General features: G+C 61.2%; 26 protein-coding genes. 1 reads left to right on the forward strand and 25 read right to left on the reverse strand.

Annotated elements, in window-relative coordinates; genetic code table 11:
• Positions 1-76: 76 nt before the first annotated feature.
• From KUV74_RS01495 to KUV74_RS01590, 20 genes are all read right to left on the reverse strand, one after another.
• A complete protein-coding gene (locus KUV74_RS01495) occupies positions 77-1,156 on the reverse strand; it encodes a hypothetical protein (protein ID WP_222515472.1) in 1,080 nt (359 codons plus the stop codon).
• Positions 1,153-1,776 (reverse strand): hypothetical protein, encoded by a 624-nt coding sequence (locus tag KUV74_RS01500; protein ID WP_222515473.1) that lies wholly within the window; start codon positions 1,774-1,776, stop codon positions 1,153-1,155. Before KUV74_RS01500 ends, KUV74_RS01495 begins: the two co-directional genes overlap by 4 nt.
• A gap of 21 nt (positions 1,777-1,797) precedes the next feature.
• The gene (locus KUV74_RS01505) at positions 1,798-2,439 is read right to left on the reverse strand and encodes a hypothetical protein (RefSeq protein WP_045994360.1); all 642 of its coding nucleotides are present in this window, start codon (positions 2,437-2,439) and stop codon (positions 1,798-1,800) included.
• Positions 2,440-2,833: 394 nt separating this feature from the next.
• Positions 2,834-3,187, reverse strand: coding sequence for a hypothetical protein (locus KUV74_RS01510; RefSeq protein ID WP_045994359.1), 354 nt, complete (start codon positions 3,185-3,187; stop codon positions 2,834-2,836).
• A 13-nt stretch (positions 3,188-3,200) separates the two neighbouring features.
• Entirely contained in the window at positions 3,201-3,659 is a 459-nt protein-coding gene (locus KUV74_RS01515; RefSeq protein ID WP_222515474.1) for a hypothetical protein, read from the reverse strand.
• A gap of 32 nt (positions 3,660-3,691) precedes the next feature.
• Positions 3,692-4,135, reverse strand: a complete 444-nt coding sequence (locus KUV74_RS01520; protein ID WP_222515475.1) for a DUF4376 domain-containing protein — start codon at positions 4,133-4,135, stop codon at positions 3,692-3,694.
• Complete coding sequence (locus KUV74_RS01525; RefSeq protein ID WP_222515476.1) at positions 4,135-4,407, reverse strand: hypothetical protein; 273 nt, start codon at positions 4,405-4,407, stop codon at positions 4,135-4,137. The genes KUV74_RS01520 and KUV74_RS01525 overlap by 1 nt, the downstream gene beginning before the upstream one ends.
• A gap of 13 nt (positions 4,408-4,420) precedes the next feature.
• Positions 4,421-5,590, reverse strand: a complete 1,170-nt coding sequence (locus KUV74_RS01530) for a hypothetical protein (protein ID WP_222515477.1) — start codon at positions 5,588-5,590, stop codon at positions 4,421-4,423.
• Complete coding sequence (locus tag KUV74_RS01535) at positions 5,590-6,486, reverse strand: hypothetical protein (protein WP_222515478.1); 897 nt, start codon at positions 6,484-6,486, stop codon at positions 5,590-5,592. Before KUV74_RS01535 ends, KUV74_RS01530 begins: the two co-directional genes overlap by 1 nt.
• Entirely contained in the window at positions 6,479-7,954 is a 1,476-nt protein-coding gene (locus KUV74_RS01540) for a hypothetical protein (protein WP_222515479.1), read from the reverse strand. The genes KUV74_RS01535 and KUV74_RS01540 overlap by 8 nt, the downstream gene beginning before the upstream one ends.
• Positions 7,951-8,583, reverse strand: coding sequence for a hypothetical protein (locus tag KUV74_RS01545; RefSeq protein WP_045994352.1), 633 nt, complete (start codon positions 8,581-8,583; stop codon positions 7,951-7,953). Before KUV74_RS01545 ends, KUV74_RS01540 begins: the two co-directional genes overlap by 4 nt.
• A 2-nt stretch (positions 8,584-8,585) precedes the next feature.
• Positions 8,586-9,011 carry a hypothetical protein gene (locus KUV74_RS01550; protein WP_045994351.1) on the reverse strand — a complete coding sequence of 142 codons (426 nt, stop codon included), beginning with the start codon at positions 9,009-9,011 and terminating at the stop codon, positions 8,586-8,588.
• A 77-nt stretch (positions 9,012-9,088) separates the two neighbouring features.
• Positions 9,089-10,093, reverse strand: coding sequence for a N4-gp56 family major capsid protein (locus KUV74_RS01555; protein WP_222515480.1), 1,005 nt, complete (start codon positions 10,091-10,093; stop codon positions 9,089-9,091).
• A 19-nt stretch (positions 10,094-10,112) separates the two neighbouring features.
• The gene (locus KUV74_RS01560) at positions 10,113-11,126 is read right to left on the reverse strand and encodes a hypothetical protein (RefSeq protein ID WP_222515481.1); all 1,014 of its coding nucleotides are present in this window, start codon (positions 11,124-11,126) and stop codon (positions 10,113-10,115) included.
• Positions 11,127-11,183: 57 nt separating this feature from the next.
• Positions 11,184-11,384, reverse strand: coding sequence for a hypothetical protein (locus KUV74_RS01565; RefSeq protein ID WP_045994348.1), 201 nt, complete (start codon positions 11,382-11,384; stop codon positions 11,184-11,186).
• Entirely contained in the window at positions 11,377-13,584 is a 2,208-nt protein-coding gene (locus KUV74_RS01570; RefSeq protein WP_222515482.1) for a DUF4670 domain-containing protein, read from the reverse strand. Before KUV74_RS01570 ends, KUV74_RS01565 begins: the two co-directional genes overlap by 8 nt.
• Position 13,585: 1 nt before the next feature.
• The gene (locus tag KUV74_RS01575; RefSeq protein ID WP_222515483.1) at positions 13,586-14,308 is read right to left on the reverse strand and encodes a hypothetical protein; all 723 of its coding nucleotides are present in this window, start codon (positions 14,306-14,308) and stop codon (positions 13,586-13,588) included.
• Positions 14,305-14,538 carry a hypothetical protein gene (locus KUV74_RS01580; RefSeq protein WP_222515484.1) on the reverse strand — a complete coding sequence of 78 codons (234 nt, stop codon included), beginning with the start codon at positions 14,536-14,538 and terminating at the stop codon, positions 14,305-14,307. The genes KUV74_RS01575 and KUV74_RS01580 overlap by 4 nt, the downstream gene beginning before the upstream one ends.
• The gene (locus KUV74_RS01585) at positions 14,535-15,242 is read right to left on the reverse strand and encodes a terminase large subunit domain-containing protein (RefSeq protein ID WP_222515485.1); all 708 of its coding nucleotides are present in this window, start codon (positions 15,240-15,242) and stop codon (positions 14,535-14,537) included. Before KUV74_RS01585 ends, KUV74_RS01580 begins: the two co-directional genes overlap by 4 nt.
• Positions 15,239-15,826 carry a hypothetical protein gene (locus tag KUV74_RS01590; RefSeq protein ID WP_222515486.1) on the reverse strand — a complete coding sequence of 196 codons (588 nt, stop codon included), beginning with the start codon at positions 15,824-15,826 and terminating at the stop codon, positions 15,239-15,241. The genes KUV74_RS01585 and KUV74_RS01590 overlap by 4 nt, the downstream gene beginning before the upstream one ends.
• Positions 15,827-16,069: 243 nt before the next feature.
• On the opposite strand from KUV74_RS01590, the gene KUV74_RS01595 reads away from it, so the two are divergent.
• Positions 16,070-16,981, forward strand: coding sequence for a hypothetical protein (locus tag KUV74_RS01595; RefSeq protein WP_222515487.1), 912 nt, complete (start codon positions 16,070-16,072; stop codon positions 16,979-16,981).
• Positions 16,982-17,000: 19 nt separating this feature from the next.
• On the opposite strand, the gene KUV74_RS01600 is transcribed toward KUV74_RS01595, so the two are convergent.
• Genes KUV74_RS01600 through KUV74_RS01620 form a run of 5 tightly spaced genes read right to left on the reverse strand, consistent with a single transcriptional unit; the run spans position 17,001 to position 19,150 of the window.
• On the reverse strand, positions 17,001-17,582 hold the full coding sequence (locus tag KUV74_RS01600) for a 3TM-type holin (protein ID WP_222515488.1): 582 nt from the start codon (positions 17,580-17,582) through the stop codon (positions 17,001-17,003).
• Complete coding sequence (locus tag KUV74_RS01605) at positions 17,579-17,986, reverse strand: hypothetical protein (RefSeq protein ID WP_222515489.1); 408 nt, start codon at positions 17,984-17,986, stop codon at positions 17,579-17,581. Before KUV74_RS01605 ends, KUV74_RS01600 begins: the two co-directional genes overlap by 4 nt.
• Entirely contained in the window at positions 17,983-18,297 is a 315-nt protein-coding gene (locus KUV74_RS01610) for a phage holin family protein (RefSeq protein WP_045993594.1), read from the reverse strand. The genes KUV74_RS01605 and KUV74_RS01610 overlap by 4 nt, the downstream gene beginning before the upstream one ends.
• Before the next feature lie 8 nt (positions 18,298-18,305).
• The gene (locus KUV74_RS01615; RefSeq protein ID WP_045993593.1) at positions 18,306-18,602 is read right to left on the reverse strand and encodes a hypothetical protein; all 297 of its coding nucleotides are present in this window, start codon (positions 18,600-18,602) and stop codon (positions 18,306-18,308) included.
• Complete coding sequence (locus KUV74_RS01620) at positions 18,599-19,150, reverse strand: glycoside hydrolase family 104 protein (RefSeq protein WP_222515490.1); 552 nt, start codon at positions 19,148-19,150, stop codon at positions 18,599-18,601. The genes KUV74_RS01615 and KUV74_RS01620 overlap by 4 nt, the downstream gene beginning before the upstream one ends.
• Positions 19,151-19,221 lie beyond the last annotated feature (71 nt).

Genomic DNA, 19,221 nt, shown 5'->3' on the forward strand with positions numbered 1-19,221 from the left:
TTGTCTCCCGACAAGGCATGGTAGGCATCGAGCCAAGCTGGCGAGGTTCAACCAGCATGGCGAGATGGGCATTTCTCTATTGCAGGTTCAATTCAATACCTGCGTCCTGCAGGCGCAGCAGTCGCTCCGCGATCCACCGGCGCCGGTCGCTGGACAGATTGGGATCCTTGTCCAGGGAGAGCAGCTCTTCGGCTACCCGTTGTGCTTCGTCTAAGGTTTCATCACTCACGCTACCACCTCGGCCTGCCGCACGGTTGATATCGGCCACGAGACCATCGGGGTCGGCCCCTCCTGAAAGCTCTCGCTCGATTCTCTTGAGTACGGCATCAGCGCGGTCACTGGCAGCGGTTGCGGCACGGCGCGACTCACGCGCCTTATCATTTGCCTCTTGCTCGGCGATTTGCTGATTGAGCAGTCCGCGAACCGATGGACCGTCACCGCCACTGGAGGTAACGTCGGGCGAGCCAGCCACCTCATCAGCTCCAGCTCCTCCGGAGACCTCCTCGCCGGCGAGCAGTCGTTCGAGTGTTGTTCCACCAGTCTCTCCACCACCGAGGAACGCTGTCATCTGCGCCTCAATTTGTCCCAGCCGCGACTTCTCGCCGGGGCTCAGTGGTTCAAGGCCATCTGCCTGCTTCTTCCTCAGCGTTTCCGCCTCATCGGCAAGCATGTCTAGGCGGTACTTGTCACGGTCGGAGAGCTGGGAATCCATGCCGCCCATGACCGCACCTTCTGGCAGGTTGGCGTCACGATAGGAATTGCGACTGGGGCTGTACTGCACCAGGCTGCCACCCTCGGTCCGGACCATCTGCCAGTCATTAGCCCCTTCGCGCTCTTGGGCGCTCAAACTGCTGTAGTGGCGAGCGTTCTGCTGGCCTTGGCGATAGCGCTCCTGTTCCATGCTGAGGCCATGGCTCAGACGCGTGTTGTCTTGCTGATAGCCGTGCAGCGTCTCGTCTCGGCGAGTCTGGAATTCCTCGCCGGCGACTCTCTCCTCTCGGCTAAACGATTGCTGATCGTCCTGCCTGGTCATCGCCTGCTCGTGCTCGAGCTGAGACAGAGCGGTTCGCCTGCGATGCTCAAGCTCCTCCAGGGCGTTGGTCTGGACAGCCTTGCCGCCGCCCGCCAAACCGCCGGCCAACAGTCCACCAATCATTGCATGCCTCCCTGAGTCTGCTGCCCCTGGTTCGGCCCAGCGTCTGCTGGTGTTGGCGTTCGTTGGCCCCCATGGCTTCGCTGCTTGGCGTCGCGCAAGCCCCTGATCAGCTCTGCGTAGCGAGCACGCTGCTGCGGGGCCATGTCCTGCGCCGTTTGCTGGCCGAATTGGGCCATCGCTACCATGAAGCCACCCTCGATGGTCTCACCATCGTCAGGAGAGAGAAGCCTCATGGTGATCGCCATCTCACCGACGGCTTGAGCGGCGATCATGGCTGCCTGGACCATTACGCCCGGCGGCACCGTCGAACCCTGGTCGGCGATCGCCTGACGAACCATCAGCATCAACTGCGCGACGATACGACCGATGGCCTGCTCCGGCTGGTCCCGGAGCTCGTCAAGCATGTCACGAGCCTGTTCCAGCATCGGTCCGTAGAGCGACTCGAGCATCGCCTTAACGATCTGGTCACGCTGCTGAGCGCCCTGCTCTGGATCCATATCCACGCGAGGGTCACCGCTGCGGCCTGGTGCTGATCGAGGGGGCTGGCCCTGCTGGGCTTGAGGAGAAGGTGTGGGGACACCCTGAACGGGTGCGGTCCCTTGTTGCAGAAGTCCTGCCATGTGTCGTCGCCTCCCGGCGAGTTATGAGAAGAACTGTTCGGCGTAGCTGGCGTAACCGTCAAAGTCCACGGGGCCATAGCTGGGCGCGGGCGTCTCTGCCTGGGACGGTGACGGCGCTGTGCTGCTTGCCATCATAGCACCACCAGAGGGCCCAAGCTGACCGTCGCCCATGCCTTCCCCCGGGGGTGCCGAACCGGAGGGACTCAGCCCTATCCCTCTTCCGGTATTGCCACCGATAACGCCGCCGAGCAGTCCGCCAACCACGCCGCCATAGGGGCCTGCCAGCGCCATGCCCAGATCACCGCCAACACGACTACCAGCCATGCCTCCCAGGGTCCCAGTCACCGTGCCAAGCGCTTGACGGCCTACCGCCCTGCCAAAGCTGTCATCGATGTCGAGACCAAACTCGGCGTTGTGATCCTGGATCGTATTCTGAGCCTGGCTGGCGGCAAGGCCCGTACTACCCACCTTGCCTGCCACCATTCCCAGCGGCCCCGTCAGCGACAAGGCGCCCTGTACCGCGGTACCCAGTAGCCCAGGCTTCGACTGCTCGTGGATCGCAGTCTCTGCCCGCGCCCGATTCTCGGCGGTGGTGGATGAGGCGGCATCCAGACGATCCATAAAGCCTCTGGCTGTCTGGCGATCGGCAGCGGCCTCGTCCATGAAACTTCGCTCGGCTCTTTCATCAAGGCTTGCCACTGCGCCGGTTGTCACGCCGCCAAGCGGTCCCCGTGCGCTGTCCTCATTGAGCCCGGTGCGCCGGGAGTCTGTTCGCGTCTGGGTGGCAATATCGGCACGAGAGCTGGGCGTGCTCGTCGTACTGCTGGAGGGTGCGGCCTTCTGGCTCGGGGCGGGCTGGCTTACTGATGGCTTGCTGACCGTCACTGTTCGATTGTCGTTTCCACGACCAGTACTGGTGTGACCACTGCCGTAACCGTGCCCCTTGCCCACTGTCCCGAGTTCAGAGCCCAACCGCCCACCACGACCAGAGGAACCTCCTCCCGTCGCCCCGCCACCATAGCCGCCGCGCCCTCCGGTGGCACCATCAGCGGCAGAATCAGCCCAACCCATTGCGAAGTCCTCCCGCCACCTGGCCATTGGTCACAAGACCATCGGTCAGAGAATTGACGTGGGAATCGTAGTCAACCACCTCGCCGGGACGAGCGAAGCGATCTTCACGTTCACGCTCGTACATGTCCTGCCGGAACGCCCACTCATCGCGCTGCAGCTCTTGCTCCCGATCCGCCTGCTTTTCGGCCAAGTAAGCCTGACCCACCCCAGTGGCAATACCGCCGATCAAGTTGGCCGCTTCAGGATTATCCCCCAGCCAGTCAAAGGCGTTGGTTGCGTACTGGGAAGCCGTATCGAAGCCCGCGCTAAGGGCGCTGGACACACCATCAAACCAGCTCATCGCTCACCTCCAATCACAAGTTGGGAAATAATCCGGTGTTACGCAGATACCCTTGCAGGTTCTGATACAGGCCTTTTTGGAAGTTGATATCGGAATCACGCATTTTGGTGATCTGATTGATCATCTTGGTTTTGTCAGAAGAAGAGATATCTGGATTGGCCTGGATATTGGCAATACCCTCCATACCTTGGGCCACAATATCGGTGATATTGTTCGCCATCATGCCCCAGGCATTGGCGGTACTGGATGCTTGTAACTGGTTCAGCTCCTGCTGTGCACCGGCGTCCTGTTGGGCAATGGGCAGTGCAGCATCGATCATCGCGCCCTGGGAAGCACTCGCTGCCATAGAACTGTTGAGAAGACCACGCTTGTTGGCCTGTTGTTTGCCGAAGGTCTCGGCGCGCTTCATAAGGGGGGAATTACTGCTCAGGATGCCATCAAGCTGGCCCTGAACGGTGTCTTTCTCTGCCATATGTCACCTCCCGGTGAGTGTAGAGTGGCGGGCTACCAGGTGATGGCGTCCACCTCGGCAATGGCGTCGCCGAGGGATGCATAATCCTCGAGCTCCACGGCATTGATCACATCTTTGCGATCCCAGCTTCGCGCCATGAGCGTCTTGTAGTGCACCAGGGCGGCGTCGGTGAGGGCGATCATCTCGCCGGGCGTCAGCTGATAGCGGGCATTCGACTGGGCGCGGAACTCCTGCACTGCACCTGTCTCGCCCACGGCCTGCAAGTCCCGGGCCTCGATGGCCAGCCCCATCAGGTTCTGGCGGTCGTCGGCTCGCGTCTGGATGATGTCGTCAGTGCCATCGGGCATGGTGTAGGGCTGGCCCTCGGCAAGAGCCGCGGCCAACGCACCGCTGATCCTCTGCACAGCGCTAGCCTTGGCCGCCTCAAGCTGCTCGGCCGCCGTCGGCGCCGGGGTGAATACTTTGATAGAGCCCATCAGAGCGTCGCCTCCCCTTCCAGTCGATTCTCGTAGTTCGCCGCGCCCCAATACCAGGCGATCAGATGCACGGTGAGCACGCCGTCCACGCGCTCGGCTCGCTGTATCGGGCAGCGCGACAGCGTGGTGTCGAGCTCAGTCGCCACGCCATCGGGCATGTCGGTGAAATCAAAAGTGTCGGTTTTATCATCGACGGTGGCAGTCAGAACGTCCCCATCGGCGGTATAGTCATAGACGACGAAATCGTCTTGCGGTGTGTAATTAACGTTCACAGTAATCCTCCCGCTAGTACCAAGGGCCAGAAGCAAATGCTTTGGCTGAGATTTGATCTCCGGGAGAAAAGCTATTTTGCGCCCCCAAAAAGATCAGCTTGACCGACGTGGAAGTTGCTCCATCACAAACCACAGCCCCCTTTGCGCGGATATCATCGGGGAATCCCACCGCGCTGTCGTCTCTGCCGCTCCAATCAACAAAGTCAGGTTCATTATTAAACGCGGCGGGAAAAGTCCACACGAATATGACCACATACTCGGACGCATATGTAAGCACCGCGTCTTTTACTACTGCGCTCTGCGACCCATCCGCCCACCGTGTGTACTCCCCGTTCGCGTTACTGCCACGCTCCATCTCCCGATCCGCGACGAACCGATCATTCGTCTCGTCGTAGGTGATCGTGGTGTCGACATCGGTGCGGATATACCCGGCCGGCAGCGCCACGCCGGTCACGGTCACGAGCGTCTTAGCATCTAGGTCGTTGATGTTGACGGTACTCGTGCCGGTGTTGGACGCTGCCGCGCGGAAGCGGTACTGGTCGCCGTCGCTATAGGATGTCGGTGCTGCCTTGGTGTAGTTAACGCTAAGTGCGTAGGCATTGGCTGTTCCAATATCGGTGCAGTATGGCGAGCTAGCGAGATGCTCGGCACGGGCTGTGGCAGCTGTACCAAGGCCGTTGATCGCTTGCTGATTGGACAGCGTCTGTCCCGCCCACTCGGCAGCAGATCGAGTATCGGCGGTGCCATTGGCGGTGACGTTGTGCTGGTTGGGGTCCCCGTAGCTGGCGGCTTCCGCCGCCCAGGTCTTCGCCGATTTGCTCCCAGGTTCGGGAGCAGTATCGCTCTCCGCCCACGCTTGAGACTTGTCTCGCGCCGACTGCGCATCATCTCGGTCACTGGCCGCTGCGTTTGCCGACTGGCTCGCAGCAGTTGCGCTATTGCCCGCATTACTGGCGGCTTGAACAGCTTGGTCACGCGCCACGTTGTAATCGGCACCCCGCAGCAGCATGCCTTCCCAGTAGGTGGCGCCGCCCGCATCGTTGGGCCCAGTGCCGGTGACGTCAGCGATACAGGCGTAGGACTGGCCGTCGTCAGTGACGACGTCGTGCTTGAGGTAGTCGGTGTCTGGGTCATAGGGACCGCGCAGGTTAAAGCGCACTCGGCCAAGGTTGAGGGTTGGCATTACAGGATCACCTCCAGTTCGCCGGCGTCATTGATGGTGAAGTTGCTGGCGTCCGAGTAGCCCGCAAAGTGGGCAACGAGATCAGGTCCGGACAGTTCGAAGTTCAGGAAGTCCATCGTGGTGGTGTCATTGATTCGCTGGCTGACCAGTGCGGCATCACCGGCGGCGGCGCTCGCCGCCTGGGCATCAGCCTCCACCTGCTGCGCAGTGGCGGTCACCACGTCTCGCGCGGCCACCGCAACACCCGAGCTCTGTGATGCTGCCGTGGCCGCTCCCGAGGCGCTCGAGGCATGCTGCTGAGCCTGCACTGCCAACTGCTCGGCACTTTCGTGCAACGACTCAATGTGCGATCCAGCCGCCTGCACCTCGATCAGATAGGCTCTGGTAGCTTGCTCATCGCCCTGGGCGCTGCGTGCGTAATCCTGGGCATCATCTCGCGCCTGCTCGGCGGCGATTCTCGCCAGGCGCACGGTGTCGGCATCGACAGCGAGGTACCACTTCGCCGGGTTGCTAAGGTCCGACGTGGCCCCGGACGTCTGCCGAACGATCGAGACATGAAGGTTGGTGGTGACCGGATCACGCACGATGTCGTTGAGGAAGTAGTCGGTGTTGGGCTGCCAGTCGCCGCGGAAGTAGAAACCGGACACCAGTGCCAGGTTACCGGTCTGATCGAAGCCCAGGACACGATTGCGGCGTTGCAGCGCTGTGGCCACAAACTCCTGGCTCGGCATGCCCTCTTCATAGGGAAACTTGAGTGCTCGGGTGGTGTCCTTGAAGGTTTCATCCAGCCCGGTGGCGATCGCATCGAACTTCTCATCCACCGCCTCACCCTCGGCGGTCGTTCCCGGCTGGAAGCGTTTCCCAGGATCGCTATTGTCGAAGTAGGGGTTACCCACGGCGTTGCCTCCTCATGTCGAAGTGAAGGTCATACCCAAGCAGCTCATGCGGCGAACTCTGCGATTCGGAGAAGAGCGAGAAGTTGATGGAGGTGCCAGTGCCTGTGACGTCCATGGCTTCCTGGCCCATGCCGGGAACCGACCAGCGAAACTCGTTCCAGTTATCGACGCCCCACAGTCCGCCACCCAGCATGAAGTCGATGTACTCACGGCGCGGGCGCCCCGTCTGGGTATCGCCATAGTCAAAATCCGGCTGCATCCACAGCCTGGCGTCACTGCCGGAACGGATGTTCCAAAACACGCGACGAAACCGCTTTCGTGCGCTGGGTGACTGGAGATCGGTGTAAGCCAGGGTCAAATAGGCACGGATCGGCGTGCCATCGAAGTCCTGGCCATCGTCCAGGCAGTAGACGTTTCCCTTGTCGTCGCCCACCAGGATCTGCTCCTGGCCGCTTTCCAGCTCACCCGAGTGGGCCACCACCATCTGGTGCGGAAACTCGACGGCGGTGATACCGTTGCCACTCAGGTAGAGCCCGCTGCGATCATCGAAGAACACTCGGTACTGTCCCTTGGTGCGCGCGATGCAGCTGGCGATGACGCGATTGGCCTTGCCTCCCTGGGAGAACATCGGTTCGACCACGCGTCCGGGGTAGAGGGCCGAGAAATCACCGTAGCGCTGCGTAGCCTCAAGAGAGCTGATACCGCGCTCGCCAATGAAGTACGGCTGCTGCATCGATTGGCTGGAGTAGGCTCGTGCGCCGCTGGTGGGCACGGTGACCTCGAGTACGAAGTCCGCAGCGCTGGTGCCGCGTAGCGTCTTGATGGAGTCTCGACAGAGCACGTGCAGCACCCCGCCAACGCCGGACAGAATGCCGGTCAGGCGATCACTGGTTCCGATCTCGCCGGCCCCACCGGTCGCGGCGTCCCAGTTGGAGGGATCACCGATACCGGAATGCTGAAGACTCCCCATAGGAAAACCGAGGAACAGGTGGTTCTGATGGAGCGCTATCATCGTCGCGCCGCTGGGGGCATTGGCCAGCGTGGTCAAGGTGCCATCAAGTGCCAGCTCGAAGGGCTTTCCCCCGCCAACGCCGTAAAGCGACCTGCCGGAGTCAGTGGCATAGACGTTGCCTTCGATGAACTCGTGCCGGCCGGCGGCCAGAGCCCCGGCACTGCCGACAACCTCCCAGGTGTCGCCAGCGCTGTTCAGCCGGTAAAGCGTCGCCGTGGCAGCCCCCTGATCCTTTCGAACGCCGTAGATCGTATCGGCGAAGGTCACCACGCCCAGTGTCGGTCCCTCGCCTGGAAGCGCGGGACCGCGCTGGGTGTATCCGTCGATTCGCCGGTAGCCTCCGGTCACCGGGCACTCGTAGTTGATGCAGGAAAGCGCAGCACCAGGGCGAAGCTGCTCGGGCGGGGTCACCAGGTCGATGCCACCGCCCAGGCGGATATAAGCGGAGCGACTCATGCCAACGGCCCTCCGACGTCAACGGCGGGAAGCTCCCGGCGCATCATCTCGGCCATGATCTTGGTCTCTCCTTCACGGGCGGCAGTGGCCACTTCCGGTGCGTTCTCGTAAAGCGCATATGCGAGCATCGCCCGGTAGACGATCACCATGTGATACTGCTCTGGCAGTCGCGGCTCATCGATGTTGGCCTTGAGTTCTTGAGGGGTACGCCAGTATTCGAACGTCAGCCAGCTCAGTTGGGCGGGACTGGTATCCAGTCGCAGATTGCCGTTGGGTATTCGGGTGATCGTAGAGGGCCACTCTCGATCGCTGTCCTCTCGGAATCGCTCCCTGAAGATCGTCCACGGCGTTTCGCACAACCGGCGGTCATGCACGCGCAGCGTCGCGGCGTCCCACCGATCCAGATCCGCCGGCGGAGAGTATTCGCGAAAGCCGGCATCCAGCTCGATGCTCGCCTCAGCCCAGTTGAAGCGCCACTCGTGCTGCTCCTGCTGGATCTCAAGCCAGGCCTGACGCACCCAGTCGATCAAGCGCTGGTACTCACCATGCTGGCCAGTCACCGCCGCCGGCCCATCACCGGCGGCACCTACCTCCTGGCGCAGCCGCTTGCACAGCTGCAGGAAGTTCATGATCAGACCTCGCCCATGACCTGGAACGGGTACGCCAGCACCTTTGATTCCTTCATCGTCTTGGGGTCGTAAATGTGCTGAACGGCATCACGCAGGACGTTCACGACACTGGCCGGCACAACCACTTCCTCGCCGCGCTTGATGGCGTACATCCGTCCATTCACGCCTACTTGCACGGGCTGCTTGTCGCTGTCACTGGTGGCGATGATGATGCGGAAGCGCTTTGCCTTGTTCTCCTCGCCTGGCGCGGCGGGATGCTCTACGGGATGCGAACCGATCGGTGCATCACTTGAGGGCGTGCCCAGGGCATCGTCGATCTTCTTGCGCAGCGTGTCGTCTTTGGTATTGCCTTGGAAGGAAATACCCAGATCAGTGGCGGCGGCTTCCAGCTCTTCGCGGTCCATGGTGGCGGTATTGAGTTCGCTCACAGGAGATACCTCTCGGCATGTCGGGAATCAGAAGGCCCGCCGGATAGCGGGCCATGGGTGATGGTCAGGTGTGGCGCTTACGCCAGGTCGGACGCGGCCACTTCGAGCCGGGCGCCCCAACCTTCGTTGAGAATCTTGGCCACGAAGTAGGTCTTCCAGCCGACGTAGCCACGCTGCCCCAGAGGGTCGTCCTTGGAGATGGTGCTGGGGTTGATCACCGAGGGCTTGATGGCGTTGGCGCCTTTCAGCGGGATCAGTCCGTAGAACTCCTTACCCACATAGACGATCGGGTAGACGTCGGCACTGGTACCGCCACTGGAGATTTTGCCCGACGCGGCGCCAGACACTGCGGCACCGGCATCGGCCCACTTGGTGAGCACCGGACTGAGGATGTAGCGAACGTCCTCGACCTTGCCGATCTCATGGGGCAGGGCCTTCATGGAGCCGTACTTCTCGGTCGGCGTGAAGCCAACCATGTCGCGGATATCCGCCTCCAGGTCGGTGTGGGCGAAGGCGATGAAGGCCGCATCCACCGGCTCGGTGGAGTAGTTCGGCGACGCACCCACCATACTGGTCACTTTCTTGGCGCGGTTGCCCTTCAGGCTGCGTGTCACCGCACGCTGCTTGGCCAGCGACACCACAGACGCCACCTCTGCGCGCGACGTACCGTCGGCGTAGAAGACGTTGGTGCCGGCGCGAATCGCACCCCAGGTCTGAAGCTCGACAGTCTCGGCCGCCTGCTCGCCACACAGCTCGTTGGCATCCGCCAGCACCGGATCCTCGGCCAGGTCTTCCACCACATCGGTAATCTCGACCACCGCGCCCCACTGTTTGATCTGAACAGTGACATCTTCGTAGGCCATTTGCTGGGCGGTGGGGGTCACACCCTCGGCCAGCGGCGTGTTGAGTGCGTCGAAGGGAACCGGGCGGCGGAACTTCACCGTGTCGGCCTTGTTCTTCGGAAGCGGCTTGGATTGGCCGAACTTGGAGAGCACGAGGATGGGCTCGGCATGGTTCAGCTGATCGGTGGCGGCCCAGGCGGCGGTGCGCTGGGAGATGTCGCCATAGGTAGTATTCGGCATTGCTCAGTACCTCTCGGTCTTAGCGTTTCTGTTTCGCAAAGTGGTTGAACTGCCCTTCCCAGTCTTCGGGAACGGCATCTCGCTTGGCCGCACCACGGCGCTGTGGTGTCACGGCTCCGGCCAGGCGCTGCTGGCGTTTCGCACGCTCGGCATCGGCGGCAGCCGTATTGCCTTGCGCGCTGTCACTGCCTGCCGACTGGCTCTTGTAGAAGTCGAGCAACGCGGACGCGTCGTCGGCGTTCTCTGACTCCATCTGCTGCTGGAGCCAACTCGGCTGTTGCTGCAGCCACTGCTGAAACGCGGGCGCATTCACCACCTCACGCCAGTCGGAGTGGCGGGCCTCGAGGGCGCGCATCTGACTGTCGAGGTACTGATCATGGGCCTGCTGCTGAATGGGCTGCACGGACTGCTCGACACCGGCAATCCGCTGGTTGAGACGCTCTTCCAGCCGGCTGACTTCCGCCAAGCGGGCATTGATCGCGCCTGCCATCTCCGGAAAGTCCTCCTCGAACGCCTTCCAGTCCTCGCTGCCATGATGCTCAGCGATGGCTTGCTTCTGGTCGGCCTCCGCAGATGACTCCCCGGATGTGCTCTGTGCGGGCGGCTGCCCGCGCTGTTCGTGCTGTTGCGGTTCCTGGCTGCCTTGCTGCTGGGCCAGCTGCCGCTTGAGTTCGTTGATCTGCCGCTGGTAGGCGCCGACGCGCCCGCGCTGGCTGGCCTCGCTCTGCCTCAGCCGGTCGAGGTTCTGTTGGAGCTCAAGCTCTCGCGCGGTGGGTTCCGGTGCTGAGTTCTCCGCTTGTTCACCGTCGGAGCCCTGGCCCTCTCCATTGTCTGAGCCGGTGTCTTCATCGTCCTGGCGCTTCGAAGGTTGGTCCGACTCCTGATCAGCAGCAGATTCATCCTCCGTACTGGTGGCGCCGGCGGAGAATGCGTTGAAGTGCGACTCGAAGTCATCGGCTTGGCTATCGCCATGGTCCTGGGGCTCGTGGTTCAGCGCCTGTTCGTCAGGGGCTGTCGGCTGCTGGTGTGGCATCTAGCGGATCTCCCGATCGGCTGGTGGTGAATAGGCCCGTATTAAGCAGGCCTGAGGTTACTCGTATGTCGGCTGCGGAATGCCCGGACTTGTTGCTTGACCCAGGGCCAGCAGTTCATCCATGGCCTCGATCTGGCCACGCAGGCGGTCATCACGACTACTGCCCGCGATCAACTTCTCTACGGCATCCTGACGCTGCTGCGTTGCCCACTCGATCACAGCGTTCCAGGTGTCACTGTTGCGATTGATCTCAGCCATAACTGTCGAACCCTTGTTCCATGTTGGCCTGCCGGGCTCGACGTTCATTCTGGCGATCAGTCAGCTCCGCCGCCGTGGTATCACGCTGGGTCTGGAGCTTGGCGGAGGTTTCACGCATCTTGAGCTCCAGTTTCTGCGACTCCAGGCCCAGCTTGGCCTCCAGTTCGGCCAGGGTAAGGTTCTGCTTGAGAGCCAGCTCTGCGCGGTCCCGCTCTTGCTTGCTCTGCAGTTCAGCAGCCCGGTACTGCTGTTCAAACTGCTGCTCCTGGACGCGCAACTGGTAGTCCGCTTGCTCGCGCTGAGCCCTCATCTGCATCTCTTGGCTTTTGAGCTGTTGCTCCTGCTGCTTCAGCTGAAGCTCCATCTGCTTGAGCTGCATATCGGGGGGCATCTGCTGTCCGGCCTGCTGCTTCTCCTGCTCGACCGTCTCTTCGTCCTTGAGCACGCTGTCCGCCGACACCGACATGGAACGCACGATCTCTCGGTACAGGCCTTGCCATTCGGTGGACTGAGCGAACTCGGGGTTCGAGGCGGCGATCTGTGCCAACGCCAACAGCTTCTCCTGCTGCTCCTGCCTGGCGATCAGAACGCTGGAGCCGCGGGCCACAATGCTGAAGTCACCCTTGATCTCCTCACGCTCATCGTAGGCCATGTGCCAGTCATAGAAGCGGCGTACCACCGGCTCGGTGATGCCGTCGTCGTAGTTCTTCACGGCGGAGCGCAGCACGATGTTGCTGTTGTTCATCAGCATCTGCATGCCCGTGGCGGTGCGGGCGCCTGGACCGCCACTGACGCCCTCGCCTTGCAGCAGGATTGGGAGATTGGTTTCAGTGTCGGCCAGCTGCTGAGCCGCCTGGAAGATGCTGTACAGGTCGCCCTGGTTGGACGGGATGTTATAGGCGTAGAAGGCTTGATTAAGCGGCACCTTGCCGGTGCTGATCCACACCTTGCGTGGGCGAAGCTTCCAGTCCCCGTCCTGAGGGGTGACAGCACTCTTGTCCACGGCCAGTTGAGGACCCGCCGATAGCCCGGCGTTATCCATGATCATCCGCCAGGCGGTGGCTGCGACTCTCTGAGGATTGCGCATCAGAAAGGGGACGCCGAAGCCGAAGATACTGGCTGGATCTTCTTCCCAGTTGTGAACGCTCCAGGGCAGTTCACCGCTGTCGAGCGGGTTGATGGCAGCTTTAATGACGTGCTCACCCACGAACAGGACGCAACCGTTGTACTCGGTCAACGGATCTTCATCGACCTCGACACCAGCGGCGATCAGCTCTTCCTTGTCCAGCGGCCCCCAGTATTCCCAGAGCTCCCATCGCTTGTTGTTGACGACCGTATCCACACCGGTGATGTGGCGAAGCTCATCGCGACGATCACGGCTGATGTGCGTGCCATCGGGATCGGTCTCGAGAACCTTGCGCAGCTGGGCATCGATAACGCCTGGCAGGTTGCTCAGCTCACGCATCTGCTTCTTGTTCAGCAGCTTGCGCTCAAAGCCGAACTCCGCCTCTTCCATGGTCGCGGCGCTCATGTCTGGAAAAAAGTCCCAGACATCGACGCGCTCCAGGCCTGCCCGGAACTCTTCCTGAATCTCCATCACCTGCAGGCCGCTTTGCTCATCGCGGCGCCAGGCTCGGCGCTGACGATTGACCACCACCGGCCCTTTGAGGACACCGGTACCCAGCAGGCAGCTGTCACCGATGACGTCTCGGGCCTTGCCGTTGTAGCGGGCTTCCGTGAAGTCGTCGTCAATCGCCGTCTGCATCAGCCGTGCTGTTTGCTCGGCGATCTCACGGCGTTGACGAGCCTCGGCCTTCGCCGCCTGGTCAGGGCTGTTCGAGAGTGCAGATAGCTGCGGCTCCGGGGTGGGCTTGATGCCCCAGTTCCGGTCATCGTTGGGCAGCAGCATGTCCGACAGCCGCGCAATGGCGGCACGGGTCTTGTTGCGCGTCAGGTTGACGTAGATGCTCGAGGTGCCGCTTTCCTTCATCCTGGCCAGTTCGTCGGCGGTGTACTCGCCATGGTACTGACGCAGGTCGTTGAGCCATCGGGTTTCCAGCTGCTGCCGGGCCGACACTTGCTCCCCTGCCAGCTGACTCAGCTTCGAGCCCAGGGTGGAAAGCAGAAGCTCAAGGCGTTGCGTCTCAGCCTCGAGGGCCTCGGTTTCGTCTGTCATCTCGACAGTCGCATGCTCAGGCATCTCAGTATCCTGTGGTGGTGTCGCCGGGGCTGACAGGCATGGTGGTGCGATCGATGGGCCGAGTGGTCGCTTGGTGAAGCCCCATGACCAGGTAGCGAGTCGCATCCATCAGGTGGTCGTTCTCTTTGACGATGCGCCCCTTGTCGTTGCGGCGGTACAAGCGGTACTCGCCGAGCCAATGCTGCAACGTCGAGAAGACCTTGAGACGGCCGGTGGAAAGCCGATCAAGCATGGCCAAGAGTCCTGCCTCCACCGCCTTGTCTGCGTTGTGCAGAATCAGTCCCTCATCCTGATACAGGTCCATCAGCTTGCGCCCATCGTGCTGGCTTGACCCATGCGCGGCGGTATCAATGACGCCGGGAATCCAGGCGCCCCGCATGCGAATGGACTTGGCGTGAACGCTGGGCTCTGCCATGCCGCGATAGTGTTCGCTGTTCAGATAGATGGTGTCGGTGTCGCGGTCCCATGCCCCCCAGATGGCAGCGGTTTTCTTCCAACCGACGTCGAGGCCGTAGATCCGTGCCCACCAGTCAGGGATCTTGAACGGGTTAACAACAATATCTTCTTCGGGAATCGGGTAGATGGCCCCGGCACCAAGGGTCGGCACACCGTTCATACGGGCTTCCAGTTGGTGAGCGGAAATTGACCCGGTGAGGTCATCGATATCTTGCTTACTCAGGTGCGGCGCGTGCTTCCAGCCGGCCTGGACCACGTAGCGGCTCAAGGCACTACCGTGAAGTCGGCGCCGGCAATGCCGAGGATCTGGCCCAGCTGTACCCGGGGATCAACAAGGCGTGCGACGCGCATGCTCAAGGTGCCCCGCTCAATGCCTCGCTCTCGTACCATGTCGCCCAGCCGCTTTGTCATGCTGGTGGTACGCCCCTGGTATCGAGCTGAGGCAGGTGGCATGTCGAGGTTGGCAATGTCGCTCGCCGTCAATATTGGCTGTGTCATAGGGGCTCCTGTTCGTGCATGGATTCGAGAAAGGAAACGACCAGCTCGGTAAGGCCCGACAGGGGCGTGAAGGTCATCATGACGATGCCTCGTGTCGTCATCGTCCGAACGAGCGCTTCGTCGTAAACGTCCTTCGGCACCTCTTCATCCAGCCACACCACATCCTGCTCGGTGCCCTGAAAGATCCGGCGCCCCTGGTCATAGCTTCGAAGCATCAAACGCGACCAGAAGCCACTGGTGTGCTTGACCATGATTTCCTCGTAGAGATTGGCCACGCCTCGCGCAGGTGTCGGCTTTCCAAGGAGGTGCAGGGGTACCAGGCCGGTGCCGAATTCAGGTGTTCCGTAAAGGCCGCCCAGCAGCTTGCTCTGGATGATGTCCCTCGTGGTCTGGCTGGTGTCGCCAGCGGCCAAAGCGTTGATGGCGCGATCGAACCGACGCCCTTCCCACCAGTCCGGGTATAGGCCAGTCAGGTGATAGGTCATTTCCCCCCCGCCAGCGACCGTCTTCCCCACCCGGTTGCCCGCCATAAAGAGCCGTTCCTTGTGGAAGGCTCCAGCACGAAAGAACTCCATGTGTTTCGGATAAGCGCTGCGTGAGAGCTTGCCCCCTTCGGGGAACAGCTGATCGATCAGGTTGTAGCGGCGGCGGCGGTCGCGCTCCTCCAGCAACCGTAGATATTCAAGACGTTCGGCCCTGGTCACGATGCATCATCCATCCCCTGGGCCTCGTATGCCTTGATCTTGGCCTCAAGCTCTTCATCAGTGAGCGCTTGTTCAGTAGGAGCATCGTCGGTGACAGGCTGATCCATGCCGTAGGACTGGCGCTCCAGCTTGATCACTCGCTCCAAAGCCTGGGTGCCGTAGCCAATGCACTTGCCGGCATATTCCAGATCAACATCCACCTCGATGACTTCGCCATCTCTCGTCTCGACATCGCGCTTTCCTGTTGAAAGCTGGGTATCGAGCTGGCCAGCGAAGTTGTCTTGGATGCGCCGCCACCGCTGAAGCATCTGCCGGTGGCCGTTGATGATCGACGCGTTCTCGCTGGCCGCCTGCTCGATCAGCTCGGCATCCGGCACATCTGGGGCCGCCGACTCGGGCCGACTCAGCTTTTCACGTGTCCGCTGCTGTACTGCACCGGTTAAGTCCTTGCTCCAGCCCTCGGCCGTTGCTCGCTTACTGATCGCGCCCTTGCTTGGGCCATGGCGGTCCGAGAGCTTCTGCAGGCTGAATCGCCCAGTACGGTAGTCGGCCTCAATGGCCTCCCAGTCATAGCGTCGTGCCATAGGTGTCCGCGCGGCCCTCTCGGGCGGCGCCTCCATGAATAGGGTGATGCGGCAGCCGGGCTTTCACCGACTCGCGGTCAGGCAGTGGCCACATGGCGTACCCGTCGCAGGCTCCTCTGCGCAGTGCCGCATCAAGGTGCCGGGCGTCTCACGACGTGCCGGCTGGGACGCCTCGCGGCGTGCCGAAACTTTTAAACTTGGTTACTCTGAACTCTTCTCGAGAAATCTAGAAAGGTGGAAGCCGTGATACCAGAAGACTTGTTCCCAGCACTAAAGGCTCTAGAACGACTCAACAAAAGTGTCACCGACAGTCTCCCCAACTTCAGACTTTCTCCTGAAATATTGGAAACAGCCAATAGATTCAACGAAATAGCCAAACCGCTTGCCGATCAGATGAAGGTTATCGAGGAAGTCACCAATTCGATTCCCGCCATCGTGCCGGAATTTTTCAGAAACATTCCTCCCCTACCGGATAGCTTCATAGACATACTGAAGCGACTGGAAGAGCTCGAAAATACAGAAAGCACTGACTTCCATCTGCTTTCGCAGAACGGTTGGTTCCCTGACTTTTCATCCATCAGCATTGGCGCCACATTCCAACAAGTGCAGAACTACCGCCTTTCATACGACAATGAGGGCCACGAAAAAGCCGACTTGGAGATTGCCGAGCACTTCGAAAGCGTTATGGATCGCTTCCTCGATGAGGGCGAAGCCGCCCTACACGAAGGGCGAGGGAAGCTCATCAAAGATGCGATTCACGCACACAAAAATGGCCTCTACAGCCTCTCAGCCCCCATGTTTCTTATTCAGGCGGATGGACATGCAGCACACGCCTATGACGCTCCTGTTTGGGGCCCATCAAAAAAGAAGATGCTGAAAATCGCTCAATCCGAGTATGAGAGCGATAAGTTCTTGGGTGAGGCGCTGCTGCCTTTCTTCCGACATGACCAGCCAATGATGGCGAGCGAAAAACAGCGCAGAGAGACGCCTCCCCCCGAACACATCATCAACCGGCACATGGTCCTCCACGGCGAATCCTTGGACTACGACACCAGGGAAAACTCGGCTCGGGCATTTTCGTTTTTGTGGTACTGCATGTTCTTCATGGACTGCTTCTTCGAGGAGCAGAGCGAGGCGCAGGACTGTGAGGATTGACGTACTCCTTTTCCATTTCTCACCTCGTCGTGATTGCGTCCATGAACGTGCGGGGCTGCTGGCCTCGCTCGAGCGCTTTGTCTACCGTGCGTTGGCGAACGTTGATGCCTAGGGCGGCCCCCATGGTCACGAACAGCCAGATCAGCATGCCGGTGAACTCGGGATCACCCACGACCGTGGGGTCGATCGCAATGGTGTAGGCCATTACGGCGGACAGGGTGCCCAGGGAGAAGGCGAACACCCAGCCCAGGGCAGGCCGCCATCCGCTCTTGAACCAGCCCTCGTGCTCCAGTTCGGCGCGCATGGTGCGCTGTGTCTCGGTTAGTCGAGCCGTCTGCTCGGCGGCAGCGGCTTTCTCAGCCTCGAGGCGCATTGCCTCCAATGCCTGGCGATGCTCGTTGTTGAGGCGGACCAGCTCAGCACGCTTGGCAGGATCCTGTGTCGCTGCCACCAGTGCAGCAGGATCGTTTTCGATGCCCAGCGCAGAAGTGACCATAAGGGCGGCACCAGTTGCAGCACCACCCACAGCAGGACCGCCAAGTGCAGTGGCCACGGCAGGCGCGTACTTGGCGACTTCTTCAACGGCTGATCTCCAGTTCATCGACTGTCCTCCGGGATGATCGAGGTGCTGCCCGTCCAGCCAGGGCTAGTGATCATCGTCTGTGTTGCCTGGCACTGCTGTAGCTCGTGCTCAAGGCGCTTGATCTCTTGGCGAAGGTTCCAGGCATAGCCACGCTCATTGTCGAGCTTCTGCTCATGGTCGTTGGCTTCAGCCTCGAACCCGCCAGCCTTGGCCTGCTCCTCGCTCAGCGCGTAGGTCAGCCCGTAAACAGCGGCACGGTAGGCGGCCACGGTGTCGGCGTAGTCCTCGCGGATCGCCGCCTTGTCGAATGTCTGGGCAACGGCGAATCCCGATGCCAAGACAAAGGACCAGAGGAAACCTCGGTAGAGCCGTCGATAGCGCCGAGCCTCCGTGGTGAGCGCCTTATATTCGGTTGAAGTCATTTCTTGTCACCCTTGACGCCCAGCCAGCGGTCCAGCCGATTCTCGAGCTTTACCATCCCGACGTACCCTATCCCGGCACCGATTCCGGCAGCCCACGATGGATCTGCCCCCAGGGTGATCGAGATAGGCACCATGCCGTAGGAGGCAAGGCCAACCATTGGGACTTCCAGCCACTTGCGTGGCGGTCTTGGAGGTAGTGAGCCCAACAACTTCAGCGCCGCCATGATCATTGCGGCGATTGCGGCGCTCACCGGCGGCTCTGCGATGAACCCCCGGACGGCCAGCCAGGCCATCAGCATCGGGTCTGGCATGGCTCACCTCAGTCGTCTTGTCGCCGATCTGACCTCGCCAGGGCGTTGATGAGAGGCAGAAAGGACAGCATTGCGAGCGACACCAGGGCGCGCCAGGTGACGTATCGTGCTTCTCCCTCAAGCGGAATGGTGTAGTCGGTAAGGCGCAGAGCAATCACTGCGGCGGCGATGCCCAGGACGCACTCAATCGCAAAGCGTGACTGGCCGTCATGGGTCACTCTCAGCGCAACGATACAGCGGTAGACGATGTACATACCGATGGGCACATGGGCGGCAGCCAAGAGGTCTGAAACCAGCTGACTCATGAAGCGCGCTCCCTGACTACTTCGTCGTACCAGTGCAGGGAATCACCGGCCATCCGCCCACCAGCAGCGACGTAGGCCGCTGCGAGCTTCTCCAGTGAGTTCTCGTGCTGGCCGTACCCCGCACCAGGCAGTGACGCCCATATGTTGCGACAGCGGTCTACGGCCTGAACAAACTCTCCGCCTTGGATGAGAGGTAGTGCCCGCTGCTCCTTGACCTGCTGGATAGCGTAGCGATCCTGACTCTCTGGTCCGAAATCGGGCAGACTGAGCTGATCCCTGTAATGTGGCCAATACCGAGACAGAATCTGATAGCGTCCAGCAGCGGTGGACCACAGGCCAGGCCGGTACTCAATGGCATGTCCTCGAGGCAGCGGATGATCGCTGTAATCGCTGAACAGCCGCATCGATCCGGGCAGCGAGCCCACGAGAACGTCATAGCCGTCATTGGACGTTGCCAGCATGGCCTCGCCAATCTCGGACACGGCAAGCATGTCCAAAAAGGCGCAGACATTGAGCCCGCCAGCGGCTTCGCGTGTGATCCGTGGCATAAAAGGTCTCCGGCGCCTCACGGCGTGAGAGAAAAAAGAACTCCGGCGCCTCACGGCGTGAGAGAAGAAAG

This window comes from Halomonas sp. DP1Y21-3 (genome assembly GCF_019801245.1).
Lineage (GTDB): Bacteria > Pseudomonadota > Gammaproteobacteria > Pseudomonadales > Halomonadaceae > Halomonas > Halomonas litopenaei.